Genomic DNA, 12003 nt, shown 5'->3' on the forward strand with positions numbered 1-12003 from the left:
CCGCCGAGCGCCGCGAGCGCGCCGGCAATCGCGTCGCGCCCGACCGTGAGGCGCGCGGCGAGCGGGGGCAGCGGGCGCAGCACCTCCTCGATATTCTCGATCCCGCAGAGGCCGCAACTGCTCTCGCCGACCCGCCGGCGGGCGCGTTCGAGCGCGCGTTCGCTGCGTTCGGGCGGGAGCCAGAGGCGCAGCGCCCAGCCGCCCTCGACCGGATGCACGTCGACCCTGGTCAGATCCGCTGCCGTTTCGACGAGCCCCTCGGCCAGCGCGAAGCCCAGCGCATAATCGTCGAGATCGGTCGGGGTCGCCATCATCACGGCATAGCCGATTCCGTTCACCTCGATCGAAACCGGCGCTTCGACGGCGAGGTCGCGGATCAGCACGGCGTCGCCCGGCGCGGCGAGGCCCACGCGCCCGACCTCCCGGCGCACCGTCGCTGCGTCCCGGTCCGCCGCTGCCTGTTCGTCGATCGTCATGGCCTCTGCCTATCGCGGGTCCGACGCCGCTGTCCATAATGCAGCCAAAATCATGCCGGTTACGGCGCCATGTCGCGACATGAATCGGGTAACATGAACGCGAATCGCTTAGGTACGTAACTTGATTTCGGGTTGCGATGCTCTATGCCCTCACCCGTGCAAGGTGACCCGGACAATTACATCAGTCTCCTTTCGGCTGCGCAAATCGAAACGTTGCGGCATGTTTTTGAGCACAAAAATTCCAAGGAAATCGCTCGCATTATGGATGTGTCGCCGCATACGGTCGATGAGCGCGTGCGGCGGGCGTTAAAAAAACTTAATGTTTCCAACAGAATAGAAGCCGCAACAATCCTCGCGCGTCACGGTGTATTCGACCAGGTTACTCCCTATCAGCCTTTGACATATCAATTGATCGACCTAGGCGCCGCCGCTCCCGCCGACGAAGCCGGCGTGGGGCGCAGTTCGTTTCGGCGACTTTTCGACATCGGTTCGCCATTTCCGACCGCATCCCAGCCGGCCAACCGGCACGGGTTGATGGAAAGGATAATCTGGCCGATCCTGATCGCCTTTGCGACCATATTGGCTTTTTCCGCCCTCTATTCGATCCTTGTCGGTCTTGGTCGTGTGTTGACCTGAATGCTGCGGGGGCCCGTCGGCATTCGCTTTCAAGGACCAGGAACATGCTGAACGAACGACTGTCCGCGGCGAGAAAGATCGCTTCCGAACTCCACCAGGCCGAAGACGCCATCGACGAAACGATGATCCGCATCGCCCAGCTCGCCGCGGCGCTGCCCGCCGCGCGCCGCGACACCAACATGTCGGCGATCGTGGGCCAGGATGCGGTGGCGAAGGTCGCGCATGCGCTGGCCGCGGCCGGTGAGGTTCGCCAGCTGCTGACCGACGCGCATCTCGCGCTCACCGCGACGCAGAAGCAGGTCGGCCTCGGCACCCGCATGTTCGGCGCCGGCGTCAAGCCGCCTGCCAGCGGGTCGCTGACCGACGATGATGGTCTCGGCGCCGAAGTCGCCCGCCTTCCGCTCGCGCGCGCGTCGTAACGGCGGGAGCGAACGATCCAGATGTGGACCGTGGCGACTTATTATGCGGTGTTATTGCTCACGGTGGCCGTCGCGATGTGGCGCGGCGGCCCCATGGAACGCTGGGCAGCCTATACCGCGCTGTTCGCCTCGGTCTGCACCACGGTCCTGGCACCCAATCCGAATTGGTCGCATATTGAATATAATATCTTCGCGATAGACGTTGTCGCATTGGCGAGTTTCTGGTTTATCGCCCTGAAAACAAATCGCTTCTGGCCCTATTGGATCACCGGCTGGCAGTTGATTGCGATTTTCGGGCATCTCCAGAAATTGATGTTTTCGGAGATATTGGCGCGTCCCTATGCGCTGCTTTCAATGTATATTTCCTACCCGATCCTCTTTTTGATCTTGTACGCATCGGGTTCGACCAGACGGAGAGGGAATGCCGCGGCCTGAACGATGAAAGGCACCCGAGGGGTCCCGTCCATGCAGCAATTCTCGAATCAGGAAATTGCCGAGATCCGGTCGCGCATCGACCAGATCCACGACATGCTCGCCAAGAATGGCGACGATGCGGTGCGGCCCGCCGTCCCGGCGTTCGGGCTCGACGAACCGCAGCCGCGGCTGGTGGACCAGCTGTCGCTCAGCATCCAGCTCCGCCGCCTGCGCAAGACTCATTTCGGCACCGCGCAGATGTCGGGCCCGACATGGGACATGATGCTCGATCTGATGCTGGCGAATGCGAATGGTCGCGCGCTCAGCGCCAGCGATCTCGCGACCGGCGCCGGGGTGCCGCTGTCGTCGGGCCTCCGGATGATCGCCGCGATCGAGGCGGCGGGACTGGCCCGCCGGACGATCGACGAACGCGACCGCCGCCGCACCATCGTCCGCCTGACCGAGGCAGGAACCGAAAAAATGGCGAGCTATTTCGAAAAGGCCGGCTCTGCGATGCGCGGCGAGTATAGCCGCGCGGCGTGAAGCGGCGCGGGCCGAGCCGGAGCGCCTGCGTCTCCGGCTGAACCGTTCAATCGGTCATCTCGCGCATCATCCGGTCGATCCGGACCATCGCGTCGCGTTTGATCTGACAGACGCGCGCCGCGCTGACGTCGAGCGCCAGCCCGATCTCCTGCAGATTGAGCTCTTCGAAGAAATAGAGTTGCAGCACCATCTGCTCGCGTTCGGACAGCCGCCCGACGCACTGGCGCAGCGCGGCCAGCAGATTCTCCTGCTCGCACGCTTCTCCCGCGCCGATCCGCTCGTCGGCGAACAGGAAGCTGCCGTCCTCGATCAGATCCTCGATCGCGATCGAGCGGCCATGGGTCGCATTCTTCTCGAGCGCGAAATAATCCTCCGCCGACATATCGAGCGCCCGGGCCATTTCGGTTGCACTCGGTGCACGCATCAGCTGCTGTTCGAGCGCGCGGCGGGTCGCCTGCAGTTGCCGCGCGGCGGCCATCGCCGACCGGCCGACATCGGCCTCGCGCCGCTGCTGGTCGATCATCGCGCCGCGGATGCGCGTCGTCGCATAGGTGGCGAAGGCGAAGCCGCGCTCTTCATAGCTGCGGCTCGCCTCGATGAGCGCGATCAGCCCGACCTGGATCAGGTCCTCGAGGTCGCTGGTGCGCGACACGCGCGAATGGACCTGCCACGCGATCTTGCGGACCAGCGGCGCATATTCCTCCACCAGCGCTTCGGCGCTTTCGCCATAACCGCGCTGCGGCGCGCGGGCGCTTGCCGCCGCGAACTGATCGGCGGGCTCAATTCTCATGGGGTTCGTCCTTCATTGGGGCGGGGTCGCCGCTGGTGAGGCGGGGAATTTCGGCGCCGATCGTCGCGACGATCTCGGTCGCCTTGTTCGCGGGGATTTCGAGGTAGGAGATGACCGCGACCTCGGGGAAGGTCGCGCGCACGAGCCGCGACAGCGCCGAGCGGCAGAGCGGCGAGGCGACGAGCGCGAAGCTGCGCGTCGAGAGGAGCAGCGGTTCGACCGCTTCGCCGATCTGTTCGACGATCTTCATCGCCATGCCATGCTCGAACGGCCATTCGGCGCCGGGGTTGGCGCGCACCGCCTGATTGAGCAGCACCTCGATATCGGGGCTGAAGGTGACGACGGGCAGCGGCATCCGGCTCGGCACGATCGTCTGGACGATCAGCGCGCCGATGCGCTGGCGCACCGCCTCGACCAGATCGGCGTCGCCGAGCTGCTGGGTGGCGAGCGAAACCATCGCCTCGGCGATCTTGCGGAAATCGCGCAGCGGCACGCGCTCGATCAGCATCGCCTTGCACAGCGCGGCGACGCGCGGCAGCGGATAGCCCTGGGTCAGCGACTGGGCGAGCTGCGGATAATGGGTCTTCAGCGTGTCGATCAGCGCCTGCGCGTCGTCGATGCCGAACAGGTCCGACGCCGAGGCGACGATGCTGTTGTTGAGGTGGGTCGCGACGACGGTGGCCGGATCGACGACGGTATAGCCCGCGGCGATGGCGTCGTTCTGCGCCGACTTTGCAATCCACAGCGCGTCGAGCCCGAAGGTCGGGTCCTTGCACGGGCGGCCGGTGACATGCGTCACGAGGTCGCCCGAATCGAGCGCGAGCATCTCGTTGGGGAAGACCTCGTCCTCGCCGACGATCACCCCGGCGACCGCGATGCGATAGACATTGCCCGGCAGCGACAGGTCGTCGGCGACCTTGACCGCGGGGATGACGAAGCCGAGTTCCTTCGACAGCTGGCGGCGGATGCCGGTGATCCGCGTCATCAGCGGCGCGCCCTTGCGTTCGTCGACCAGCGCGACGAGCGCATAGCCGATCTCGAGCTGGCACGGGCTCGCGTCGCTGACGTCGGCCCACTCGATATGGTGCGGGTCGGCGACGGGTGCGGCGGGCGGCGGTGCGGCTTCGGCTGCGGCGGCGCTCTTGCGGAGCTGCCAGCCGATCGACCCGGCAATCGCCGCGGCGGGGAGGATCAGCATCTGCGGCATCGCGGGGACGAGGCCGAGGATGAACAGCACCCCGGCGACCGCAAACCAGACATGCGGCGAGGCGAACTGGCTGCCGATCTGGCCCGACAAATCGTGCGGGGAAGTGACGCGGGTGACGATCGCGGCGGCGGCGATCGAGAGCAGCAGCGCCGGAATCTGCGCGACGAGCGCGTCACCGATCGCGAGCGTGACATAGGTGCTGCCCGCCTCCGAGAAGGACAGGCCGTGGCTGAACATGCCGAGGATCAGCCCGCCGACGATGTTGACGAACAGGATCAGCAGGCCCGCGACCGCGTCGCCCTTCACGAATTTCGAGGCACCGTCCATCGAGCCGTAGAAATCGGCCTCGGTCGCGACCTCCTGGCGGCGCGCCTTGGCTTCCTCGGGAGTCAGCAGGCCGGCGTTGAGATCGGCGTCGATCGCCATCTGCTTGCCGGGCAGCGCGTCAAGGGTGAAGCGCGCCGACACTTCGGACACGCGTCCGGCGCCCTTGGTGATGACGACGAGATTGATGATCATCAGCACGAAGAAGACGAACAGGCCGACGACATAGTCGCCGCCGATCAGCACCTGCCCGAACGCCTCGATCACATGGCCGGCCGATGCGGTGCCCTGATGCCCGTGGACGAGCACGACGCGCGTCGAGGCGACGTTCAGCGCGAGGCGGAACAGCGTCGCGAGCAGCAGCACGGTCGGAAAGGCCGAGAAATCGAGCGGCTTCGACGCCTGCAGCGCGACCATCAGCACGAGCAGGCTGATCATGATGTTGGCGACGAAGCTGATGTCGAGGATGATCGGCGAGACCGGGATCACCATCAGCGCGACGAGAATCAGCATCGCCGCGGGCAGCGCCGCGGCGCCCGCGATGCGGGTCAGCTTGCCGAGCGAGAAGCCGCCGCTCATGCGCTGCCTCCCGAAAGCGAGGCGAGGCGGCGATAGGCGCTCGCGGCGAAGTCCATCGACAGGGTCTTGGGCATGGGTTGAATGTCCATCATCGGGAGCGGCGGACGGCCGCCGCCGTTTGCGCCGCTGCTGCTCGCCATCTGGATGCGCCAGCCGGGAACGGCCGCTGGTGCGCCGGGCATCGTGCCGGGCGCGCCGCCGCCTTCATCGAGCTTGGCGCGGAAGCGTTCGCGGATGTCGCCGAGGCTGCGCATGCTGCCGTCGGCGGCGTAGAAGACCGAGCGGTTGGCCGCAGCGGCGTCGGGCATCATCGTCGCGCCCGCCTGCCCGGGATTGTCGGCCCAGGCGGTCAGGAATCGCGCGGCCCCGGCCGACCCCAGGAAATGCGCGAGGTAGAGATCGACGGGCTCGGCGGCGCGGCCGATGCGGCTTTCGATATAGTCCTGATTGTCGGAGGTCAGCGCCGCCGCCATGTTCGACGAGGCGACGGGATCGTCGCGCAGCGAAAGGATCTGCTCGCGCAGCGCCGGATCGGCGACGCTGAAACGCCCCGACGCATCCTGACCGATCGCGCCCGCAGCCCAGCCGAGCCCGTGGCTCGCGCCATGGCGCCGCAAGGTGGCGAGCCAGGTCTGCTTGGTGAACTGATAGAGGCCGCGGGCCGAGGAGGTCGGCGCCTTGGCGGCCGGGTCGAAGCGGCTCTCGACCCGCGCGACATCGACCAGATAGTCGAAATCGACCCCGGTGCGCGCCGAAGCATTCTGCACCGCGTCCATGACGGGCATCGCGCCGGCCGGTGTCAAAGAGGGGTTGATCGAGTTCATGCTTTGGTTCCGCCAATACAGCCAGGCTGTCTCGGAAGACCAAAAGCAATCATCGTGCCATTTTCCGGAAATTCACCGGAATATATGGTTTATCAATAGTTTAAGGCGAGTCCCCGGTGCTGCGTCCCGCGGATCTGGTGGGTCATGTCAATCCTCTGACGCGTCCAGTCCTTCAGCACGTTGACGCGGATCGCCGCGGCTTCGAGCTGCGCGAGCGTCGCGGTGATCAGCGTGCGCGCCTGCGCTTCGCTGCCCGCGGGGATGGCGGTGCCACGGAAGAGGATGACCGCGGTCGCCAGTTCCTCGGTCGCCGCGATGATCGCGCCGGCGTCCTGCCCGTCGAGCGCGCCGATGAGCAGATTGAGCTTGGTCTGGATATCGTCGATCGGCGCCGGCATCAGGTCGTGCTTCCGCGAAGATGGTCGATCATCGCGCCGGCGATCTTCGCCGGATCGACGGCATAGCGCCCCTCGGCGATCGCGCCGCGCAGCGCGGCGACGCGTGCGCCATCGATGGGTGCGGGCTGGGCGGCGAGGTCGCTCGCGAGACGGATCAGGCCTGCGGCGGGCATCGCGTCGGATGCCGCGGCGCGCGGCGCGGCGGGCTGCGCCGACGCACCGGCGCTCGCCGCAAGCTTGCGCACGGGGGCGGTGCGGACGATGCCGCCGACGATCCCGATCTTGCTGTCACCCGACATCTCTGCCTCCTTGGCTGCCCGCCGGAAATTGGGACGGAAAGCGTGTTCAAAAGGCTTTAACGGACGGCGCCGCGAGAGATTAAGGGCTGGTTACCGGAAAAATGAAAAAAGAAGCCCGGCGGCGTCGGAAAGCCGACGCCGCCGGGCGAGTGGGGCTTTTGCGGATGGATCAGTCCTGCAGCCGCGCGCGGCCCGGGCCGGTGACGATGGCGCTCAGGATGGTTTTCGGGTCGCTGCCGCGCAGCGCGATGCTGTCGCCGACGCGGCCGTCCTGATTGGCGATCGCCGAATAGCTGACCGAGAAGGTTTCGGATTCGAGGGTGACGCGTACCGTGTCGCCGCGGCGGATGACCGGCGCCGAGGAGGGCGCGGCGGCAAAGCCCGCGGCCGCGGGGGCCGCGCCCGCCGGCCCGCTCATCGGAACGCGCAGGCGCCAGCCGAGCGAGGCGCAGCGGACCGCGAGCGTCTGGGCATCGATCGCGGCGACCGACGCCTGCTCGGGGCAGCGCGCGAGTTTGATGCGGCGATCGATCGGGGTCGCGCTGCGTCCCATCGCGTTCGCGACCGCCTGCGTCAGCATGTCGATCGTCTGCCAGTCCTCGCTGGCCTGCTGCGCGCTCGCGGAGGGCGCGACGGCTACTGCTGCGAGGTACAGGATAAGCTTGCGGTGCATGACCGGACTCCTTGCTGGTCCAAATATTCGGGCGAGCGAAGTGCAGGATGCGTGCCAGTCGCGCTTTGCCGCGGGTCTGCGCCGCGGCCGTCAATCTTTTGACGAGAGACTGGCAAGGCCGCAGTCCGGTCGCGATGACCCTCCAATAATCGGCGGAAAATCAACATTGGAGCCGAATTGGCACGCCCATTGCATCATGCCTTGGTGTTTTTCCGCGCGTCCGCGCCGCAACCCGGTTCGGACCCCGGCGAAAAGGAATTGAAGATGGCATCCGAAAAGCTCTTTGGCCTGCACGCGACGGCGCTTCAGCTGCGCAGCCAGCGCATGATGATGCTCGCCTCGAACATCGCCAACGCCGCGACGCCCGGATACAAGGCGCGCGACCTCGACTTTTCCAAGGCGCTCGATCTCGCGCAGAACGGCGCGTCGGCGGGCGACGCGATCGAGGGTGCGATGGCCTATCGCGTCCCGGTTCAGCCCTCGCTCGACGGCAACACCGTCGAAATGGCGACCGAACAGACCGCCTTCGCCGAAAACGCGCTCGCCTACCGGTCGAGCCTCTCCTTCCTCCAGGGTCGCATCAACACGCTGACCCGCGCGCTGAAGGGCGAATGACGATGGCCAGCAATTTCTCCGTCTTCGATATCAGCGGGCGCGCGATGTCGGCGCAGCTCGTGCGGCTCAACACCACCGCGTCGAACCTCGCCAATGCCGGCACCGTCGCGGGCAGCGAGAAGGAAGCGTTCCGCTCGCTGAAGCCCGTCTTCCGCACCGTGATGGACGCGCAAGGGCGCGCGACCGTCCAGGTCGATCAGGTCACCTCGAGCAAGATGGCGCCGACGAAGCGCCACGACCCGTCGAACCCGCTCGCCGACAAGGACGGCAACGTCTGGGAGGCCGCGGTCGATAGCGCCGCCGAGCTGGTCGAGATGGTCGAGACCGCGCGCCAGTATCAGAACAATGTTCAGGTCCTCGAAACCGCAAAGGGCCTGATCAACGAAACGCTGCGGTTGGGACAATAATCATGGCCGTCGATTCCATCTCCTCGCAATATGCGTCCTACACGCCGACGACGCTCAAAGGGCAGCAGCTCGATCAGAAGGACTTTCTGCGTCTGATGACCGCGCAGCTGTCGCAGCAGGACCCGTTCAACCCGGTCGATAACCAGCAGATGGTTGCGCAGATGGCGCAATTTTCGAGCCTCGCCGGGGTCAGCGAGACCAACAGCGTGCTGAAGACGATCTCCGACCAGCTCACCGCGCAGACCGCGCTGCTCAAAGACATCAAGGCCGCCACCCCGGCGGCGACCACGATCACCACCCAGGAAGGATAAGTCCATGTCGTTCTACACCTCGCTTTCGGGCCTCAAGGGCGCCCAGACCGACATGTCGGTCATCTCCAACAACATCGCCAACGCCAATTCGATCGGCTTCAAGCGCAGCAAGGCGACCTTTGGCGATATCTTCGCCTCGTCGCCGACCCAGTCGACGAAGACGGTCGCGGGGCAGGGCCAGCGCCTGATCGGAATCGCGCAGCAGTTCACGCAAGGCAGCTACGAGACGAGCGAAAAGACGCTCGACCTCGCGGTCGTCGGCGAGGGCCTGTTCGTCGTCAAGGGCGATCCGCCGCGCGAGCAGGTGACCTACACCCGCAACGGCGCCTTCAGCCCGACCGCCGACGGCCATATCGTCGATTCGACCGGCCAGAAGCTCCAGCTCCTTCCCGTCGATGCCGCCGGCAACGTCACCGACCGCACGCTCGGCGGCATGTCGGACTTCGTGCTGCCCAGCGGGGCGCCGTCGGACCCGGCCTCGTCGCTGATCAACGTGTCGATCGGCCAGGACGGCCTGGTTTCGGCCACCTTCGCGAACGGCGAAATGCAGGTGCTCGGCAAGGTCGCGATGGCGACCTTCCCCGCGATGGAGGGGCTGCGCCCGATCGGCGACGCGCACTGGCAATCGACCGGCGAAAGCGGTGTGCCGAGCATCGACGCCGCGACGAACGGTCCGATGGGCGCGATCCGTTCGGGTGCACTCGAACGCTCGAACGTCGATATCACCGAGGAACTGGTGATGCTGATCGGCGCCCAGCGCAACTTCCAGGCGAATGCCAAGGCGATCGAGGGCGCTTCGACGCTGACCCAGACGATCATCAACATGCGCACGTAAGACGCGCGACTAGCCGACTGCCGGGAGCCCATCGATGGACCGCCTCATCTATACCAGCCTCACCGCGATGCGGGGCAGCATGGCCCGGCAGACGGCGATCGCGAACAACCTCGCCAACGCGCAGACGCCCGGCTTTCGCGCCGATATGGCGGAGGCGCAGTCGCTCTGGCTGCAGGGCGGCGGCATGGGCACCCGCGCGATGGCGTCGGAGGAAGTGCTCGGCGCCGACATGAAGGCGGGCACCGTCGTCGAAACCGGCCGCGACCTCGACGTCGCGGTGCAGGGCGACGCGCTGCTCGTCGTCCAGGCGAAGGACGGCGGCGAGGCCTATACGCGGCGCGGCGACCTGCAACTGTCGCCGAGCGGGCTGCTCACCACCGGCGACGGCAACCCGGTGCAGGGCAGTCAGGGGCCGGTCACCATCCCTCCATCGGATTCGATCAGCATCGATGCCGAAGGGCGGGTCTGGTCGGTGCCGACGGGCGGCGATCCGCAGAATCCGCAGGAAGTCGACCGGCTGCGCCTCGCGACCCCGGCGGGTTCGGAGATCGTCAAGGGGCTCGACGGCCTGTTTCGCGTCAAGGGCGGCGGGATTCTTCCCGACGACCCCGAGGCGCGCCTCGCCACCCGTTCGATCGAGGGATCGAACGTCGCCGCCACGACCGCGCTCGTCGAGATGATCGAGGCGAGCCGCAGCTGGGACACGCAACTCAAGATGATCACCGACGCGCGCGACATGGACAGCGCGACGGCCAATCTGATGCAGCTGCCCCGATAAGGAGATTATGAGATGAGCTTCGGAGCCCTTCACGTCGCGCGGACCGGTCTGGATGCCCAGAGCTTCCGGATGCAGGTGATCGCGAACAACCTCGCCAACGTCAACACGACCGGCTTCAAGCGCGACCGCGCGAGCTTCGAGACGCTGAGCTATCAGATGATGACCCAGCCGGGCGCGCCGTCGACCGCGGAAAACCGCTATGCGACCGGGCTCAACCTCGGCACCGGCGTCGCGCTCGGCGGCACGGCGCGGATCGACACGCAGGGCACTTTCGCGACGACCGGCAATTCGCTCGACGTCGCGATCGACGGCGCCGGCTATTTTCAGGTCCAGATGCCCGACGGGCGCATCGGCTACACCCGCGCCGGCAATTTCGGCCGCTCGCCCGAGGGTGTCCTCGTGACGTCGGACGGCAAGCCGGTGCAGCCCCAGATCCAGATCGCCGAAGATGCGACCAACGTCTCGATCGGCGCCGACGGCACCGTCTCGGCGACGGGCCCTGACGGGACGCTGACCGAGCTCGGCCGCATCGAGCTCGCGCGCTTCGCCAATCCGGCGGGGCTGCAGGCGATCGGCAACAATCTGCTCGTCGAAACCCCCGCCTCGGGCGCGCCGCAGGTCGGCGGTGCGGGCGAAGAGGGCCGCGGCTCGCTTCGCGGCGGGATGCTCGAGGGCTCGAACGTCAATGTCGTCGAGGAACTCGTGGACATGATCGAGACGCAGCGCGCCTATGAGGTCAATTCCAAGATGATCTCGGCCACCGACGAGATGATGAAAAATGCCTCGCAGACTCTCTAAACTGGCAATCCTCGTCCTTGCGCTCGCGCCGGTTTCGGCCGGGGCGAAGGACAAGGTTGCGCCCGACGCCTTTGCGGTCTCGGTCCCGGTGCCGCCGCCGGCGGCGCCGACCAACGGCGCGATCTTCCAGGGCGGCTATGTACCGCTGACCTCGGGCGGCCGCGCGGGCGCGGTCGGCGACATCATCACGATCCAGCTCGTCGAGCGCACCGCCGCGACCAAGAGCAACGCCGCCAACACCCAGCGCAACGGCGATATCGGCCTGACGCCGCCGTCGACCGGCCCGCTGTCGCTGTTCAACCCCAGCGACGTCGCGATGGGCGGCAACCAGGCGTTCAAGGGCAAGGGCGACGCGTCGCAGTCGAACGCGCTGTCGGGCGAGGTCAGCGTGACCGTCGCCGCCGTCTATCCGAACGGCACGATGCTCGTGAAGGGTGAGAAGCTCCTGACGCTCAACCGCGGCGACGAGCGCGTCCAGATTTCGGGCATCGTCCGCGCGATCGACATCGGCCCCGACAACCGCGTCCTCTCGACGCGGGTCGCCAACGCCAACATCCGCTACGTCGGCAAGGGCGAGATCGCGCGCGCCAGCAAGCAAGGCTGGCTGCAGCGCTTCTTCTCGATCATCAGCCCCTTCTAAGAGGATAAACAAGTGACCCAGCGTCCGACCCTCATCG

18 protein-coding genes are annotated in these 12003 nt (G+C 66.6%); 11 read left to right on the top strand and 7 right to left on the bottom strand.

Annotation, left to right across the window (positions count from 1 at the left end; translation table 11 throughout):
* Window positions 1-476, bottom strand: a 476-nt coding sequence (locus ACE3SL_RS10390) for a formate dehydrogenase accessory sulfurtransferase FdhD (RefSeq protein ID WP_374525664.1), incomplete at its 3' end; no start/stop codon positions are given.
* 144 nt (window positions 477-620) lie between these two features.
* Between ACE3SL_RS10390 and ACE3SL_RS10395 the strand changes: the two genes are divergently transcribed.
* The 4 genes from ACE3SL_RS10395 to ACE3SL_RS10410 are packed head-to-tail and all read left to right on the top strand — an operon-like array spanning window position 621 to window position 2488.
* Window positions 621-1112: a response regulator transcription factor gene (locus ACE3SL_RS10395; protein ID WP_374525665.1), complete on the top strand. Its 492-nt coding sequence runs from the start codon at window positions 621-623 to the stop codon at window positions 1110-1112.
* 44 nt (window positions 1113-1156) lie between these two features.
* Window positions 1157-1531, top strand: a complete 375-nt coding sequence (locus tag ACE3SL_RS10400; protein ID WP_374525666.1) for a hypothetical protein — start codon at window positions 1157-1159, stop codon at window positions 1529-1531.
* Between the two features lie 21 nt (window positions 1532-1552).
* Window positions 1553-1966, top strand: a complete 414-nt coding sequence (locus ACE3SL_RS10405) for a hypothetical protein (RefSeq protein ID WP_374525667.1) — start codon at window positions 1553-1555, stop codon at window positions 1964-1966.
* A 30-nt stretch (window positions 1967-1996) separates the two neighbouring features.
* A complete protein-coding gene (locus tag ACE3SL_RS10410; RefSeq protein WP_374525668.1) occupies window positions 1997-2488 on the top strand; it encodes a MarR family winged helix-turn-helix transcriptional regulator in 492 nt (163 codons plus the stop codon).
* A gap of 46 nt (window positions 2489-2534) precedes the next feature.
* On the opposite strand, the gene ACE3SL_RS10415 is transcribed toward ACE3SL_RS10410, so the two are convergent.
* The 6 genes from ACE3SL_RS10415 to ACE3SL_RS10440 all read right to left on the bottom strand — a co-directional run bounded on the left by ACE3SL_RS10415 (window position 2535) and on the right by ACE3SL_RS10440 (window position 7582).
* Window positions 2535-3278 carry a sigma-70 family RNA polymerase sigma factor gene (locus ACE3SL_RS10415; RefSeq protein WP_374525669.1) on the bottom strand — a complete coding sequence of 248 codons (744 nt, stop codon included), beginning with the start codon at window positions 3276-3278 and terminating at the stop codon, window positions 2535-2537.
* Window positions 3268-5388 carry a flagellar biosynthesis protein FlhA gene (gene flhA, locus ACE3SL_RS10420; protein WP_374525670.1) on the bottom strand — a complete coding sequence of 707 codons (2121 nt, stop codon included), beginning with the start codon at window positions 5386-5388 and terminating at the stop codon, window positions 3268-3270. The genes ACE3SL_RS10415 and flhA overlap by 11 nt, the downstream gene beginning before the upstream one ends.
* Window positions 5385-6212, bottom strand: a complete 828-nt coding sequence (locus tag ACE3SL_RS10425; protein ID WP_374525671.1) for a transglycosylase SLT domain-containing protein — start codon at window positions 6210-6212, stop codon at window positions 5385-5387. The genes flhA and ACE3SL_RS10425 overlap by 4 nt, the downstream gene beginning before the upstream one ends.
* 92 nt (window positions 6213-6304) lie before the next feature.
* The gene (locus ACE3SL_RS10430) at window positions 6305-6610 is read right to left on the bottom strand and encodes a hypothetical protein (RefSeq protein ID WP_374525672.1); all 306 of its coding nucleotides are present in this window, start codon (window positions 6608-6610) and stop codon (window positions 6305-6307) included.
* Window positions 6610-6909, bottom strand: a complete 300-nt coding sequence (gene flgM / locus ACE3SL_RS10435; protein WP_374525673.1) for a flagellar biosynthesis anti-sigma factor FlgM — start codon at window positions 6907-6909, stop codon at window positions 6610-6612. Before flgM ends, ACE3SL_RS10430 begins: the two co-directional genes overlap by 1 nt.
* Window positions 6910-7078: 169 nt before the next feature.
* The gene (locus ACE3SL_RS10440) at window positions 7079-7582 is read right to left on the bottom strand and encodes a flagella basal body P-ring formation protein FlgA (RefSeq protein WP_374525674.1); all 504 of its coding nucleotides are present in this window, start codon (window positions 7580-7582) and stop codon (window positions 7079-7081) included.
* A 264-nt stretch (window positions 7583-7846) separates the two neighbouring features.
* Between ACE3SL_RS10440 and flgB the strand changes: the two genes are divergently transcribed.
* The 7 genes from flgB to ACE3SL_RS10475 are packed head-to-tail and all read left to right on the top strand — an operon-like array spanning window position 7847 to window position 11966.
* Window positions 7847-8197, top strand: a complete 351-nt coding sequence (flgB, locus tag ACE3SL_RS10445) for a flagellar basal body rod protein FlgB (RefSeq protein WP_374525675.1) — start codon at window positions 7847-7849, stop codon at window positions 8195-8197.
* Window positions 8194-8604, top strand: a complete 411-nt coding sequence (flgC, locus tag ACE3SL_RS10450; protein WP_374525676.1) for a flagellar basal body rod protein FlgC — start codon at window positions 8194-8196, stop codon at window positions 8602-8604. Before flgB ends, flgC begins: the two co-directional genes overlap by 4 nt.
* A 2-nt stretch (window positions 8605-8606) precedes the next feature.
* Window positions 8607-8915, top strand: a complete 309-nt coding sequence (locus ACE3SL_RS10455) for a flagellar hook assembly protein FlgD (protein WP_374525677.1) — start codon at window positions 8607-8609, stop codon at window positions 8913-8915.
* 4 nt (window positions 8916-8919) lie between these two features.
* Window positions 8920-9750 carry a flagellar hook-basal body complex protein gene (locus ACE3SL_RS10460; RefSeq protein WP_374525678.1) on the top strand — a complete coding sequence of 277 codons (831 nt, stop codon included), beginning with the start codon at window positions 8920-8922 and terminating at the stop codon, window positions 9748-9750.
* 34 nt (window positions 9751-9784) lie between these two features.
* A complete protein-coding gene (locus ACE3SL_RS10465) occupies window positions 9785-10528 on the top strand; it encodes a flagellar basal body rod protein FlgF (protein ID WP_374525679.1) in 744 nt (247 codons plus the stop codon).
* 12 nt (window positions 10529-10540) lie between these two features.
* A complete protein-coding gene (gene flgG, locus ACE3SL_RS10470; RefSeq protein ID WP_374525680.1) occupies window positions 10541-11326 on the top strand; it encodes a flagellar basal-body rod protein FlgG in 786 nt (261 codons plus the stop codon).
* Window positions 11307-11966: a flagellar basal body L-ring protein FlgH gene (locus ACE3SL_RS10475; RefSeq protein ID WP_374525681.1), complete on the top strand. Its 660-nt coding sequence runs from the start codon at window positions 11307-11309 to the stop codon at window positions 11964-11966. The genes flgG and ACE3SL_RS10475 overlap by 20 nt, the downstream gene beginning before the upstream one ends.
* Window positions 11967-12003: the final 37 nt, after the last annotated feature.

The sequence above is a fragment of the Sphingopyxis sp. genome, from assembly GCF_041916015.1.
In the GTDB taxonomy this organism is placed as follows: domain Bacteria; phylum Pseudomonadota; class Alphaproteobacteria; order Sphingomonadales; family Sphingomonadaceae; genus Sphingopyxis.

Excerpts from the sequence above, each read along its gene's own strand:
- ACE3SL_RS10395 (WP_374525665.1), top strand. The coding sequence starts at position 621 with ATGCCCTCACCCGTGCAAGGTGACCCGGACAATTACATCAGTCTCCTT.
- ACE3SL_RS10400 (WP_374525666.1), top strand. The coding sequence starts at position 1,157 with ATGCTGAACGAACGACTGTCCGCGGCGAGAAAGATCGCTTCCGAACTC.
- ACE3SL_RS10405 (WP_374525667.1), top strand. The coding sequence starts at position 1,553 with ATGTGGACCGTGGCGACTTATTATGCGGTGTTATTGCTCACGGTGGCC.
- ACE3SL_RS10410 (WP_374525668.1), top strand. The coding sequence starts at position 1,997 with ATGCAGCAATTCTCGAATCAGGAAATTGCCGAGATCCGGTCGCGCATC.
- ACE3SL_RS10415 (WP_374525669.1), bottom strand. The coding sequence starts at position 3,278 with ATGAGAATTGAGCCCGCCGATCAGTTCGCGGCGGCAAGCGCCCGCGCG.
- flhA (WP_374525670.1), bottom strand. The coding sequence starts at position 5,388 with ATGAGCGGCGGCTTCTCGCTCGGCAAGCTGACCCGCATCGCGGGCGCC.
- ACE3SL_RS10425 (WP_374525671.1), bottom strand. The coding sequence starts at position 6,212 with ATGAACTCGATCAACCCCTCTTTGACACCGGCCGGCGCGATGCCCGTC.
- ACE3SL_RS10430 (WP_374525672.1), bottom strand. The coding sequence starts at position 6,610 with ATGCCGGCGCCGATCGACGATATCCAGACCAAGCTCAATCTGCTCATC.
- flgM (WP_374525673.1), bottom strand. The coding sequence starts at position 6,909 with ATGTCGGGTGACAGCAAGATCGGGATCGTCGGCGGCATCGTCCGCACC.
- ACE3SL_RS10440 (WP_374525674.1), bottom strand. The coding sequence starts at position 7,582 with ATGCACCGCAAGCTTATCCTGTACCTCGCAGCAGTAGCCGTCGCGCCC.
- flgB (WP_374525675.1), top strand. The coding sequence starts at position 7,847 with ATGGCATCCGAAAAGCTCTTTGGCCTGCACGCGACGGCGCTTCAGCTG.
- flgC (WP_374525676.1), top strand. The coding sequence starts at position 8,194 with ATGACGATGGCCAGCAATTTCTCCGTCTTCGATATCAGCGGGCGCGCG.
- ACE3SL_RS10455 (WP_374525677.1), top strand. The coding sequence starts at position 8,607 with ATGGCCGTCGATTCCATCTCCTCGCAATATGCGTCCTACACGCCGACG.
- ACE3SL_RS10460 (WP_374525678.1), top strand. The coding sequence starts at position 8,920 with ATGTCGTTCTACACCTCGCTTTCGGGCCTCAAGGGCGCCCAGACCGAC.
- ACE3SL_RS10465 (WP_374525679.1), top strand. The coding sequence starts at position 9,785 with ATGGACCGCCTCATCTATACCAGCCTCACCGCGATGCGGGGCAGCATG.
- flgG (WP_374525680.1), top strand. The coding sequence starts at position 10,541 with ATGAGCTTCGGAGCCCTTCACGTCGCGCGGACCGGTCTGGATGCCCAG.
- ACE3SL_RS10475 (WP_374525681.1), top strand. The coding sequence starts at position 11,307 with ATGCCTCGCAGACTCTCTAAACTGGCAATCCTCGTCCTTGCGCTCGCG.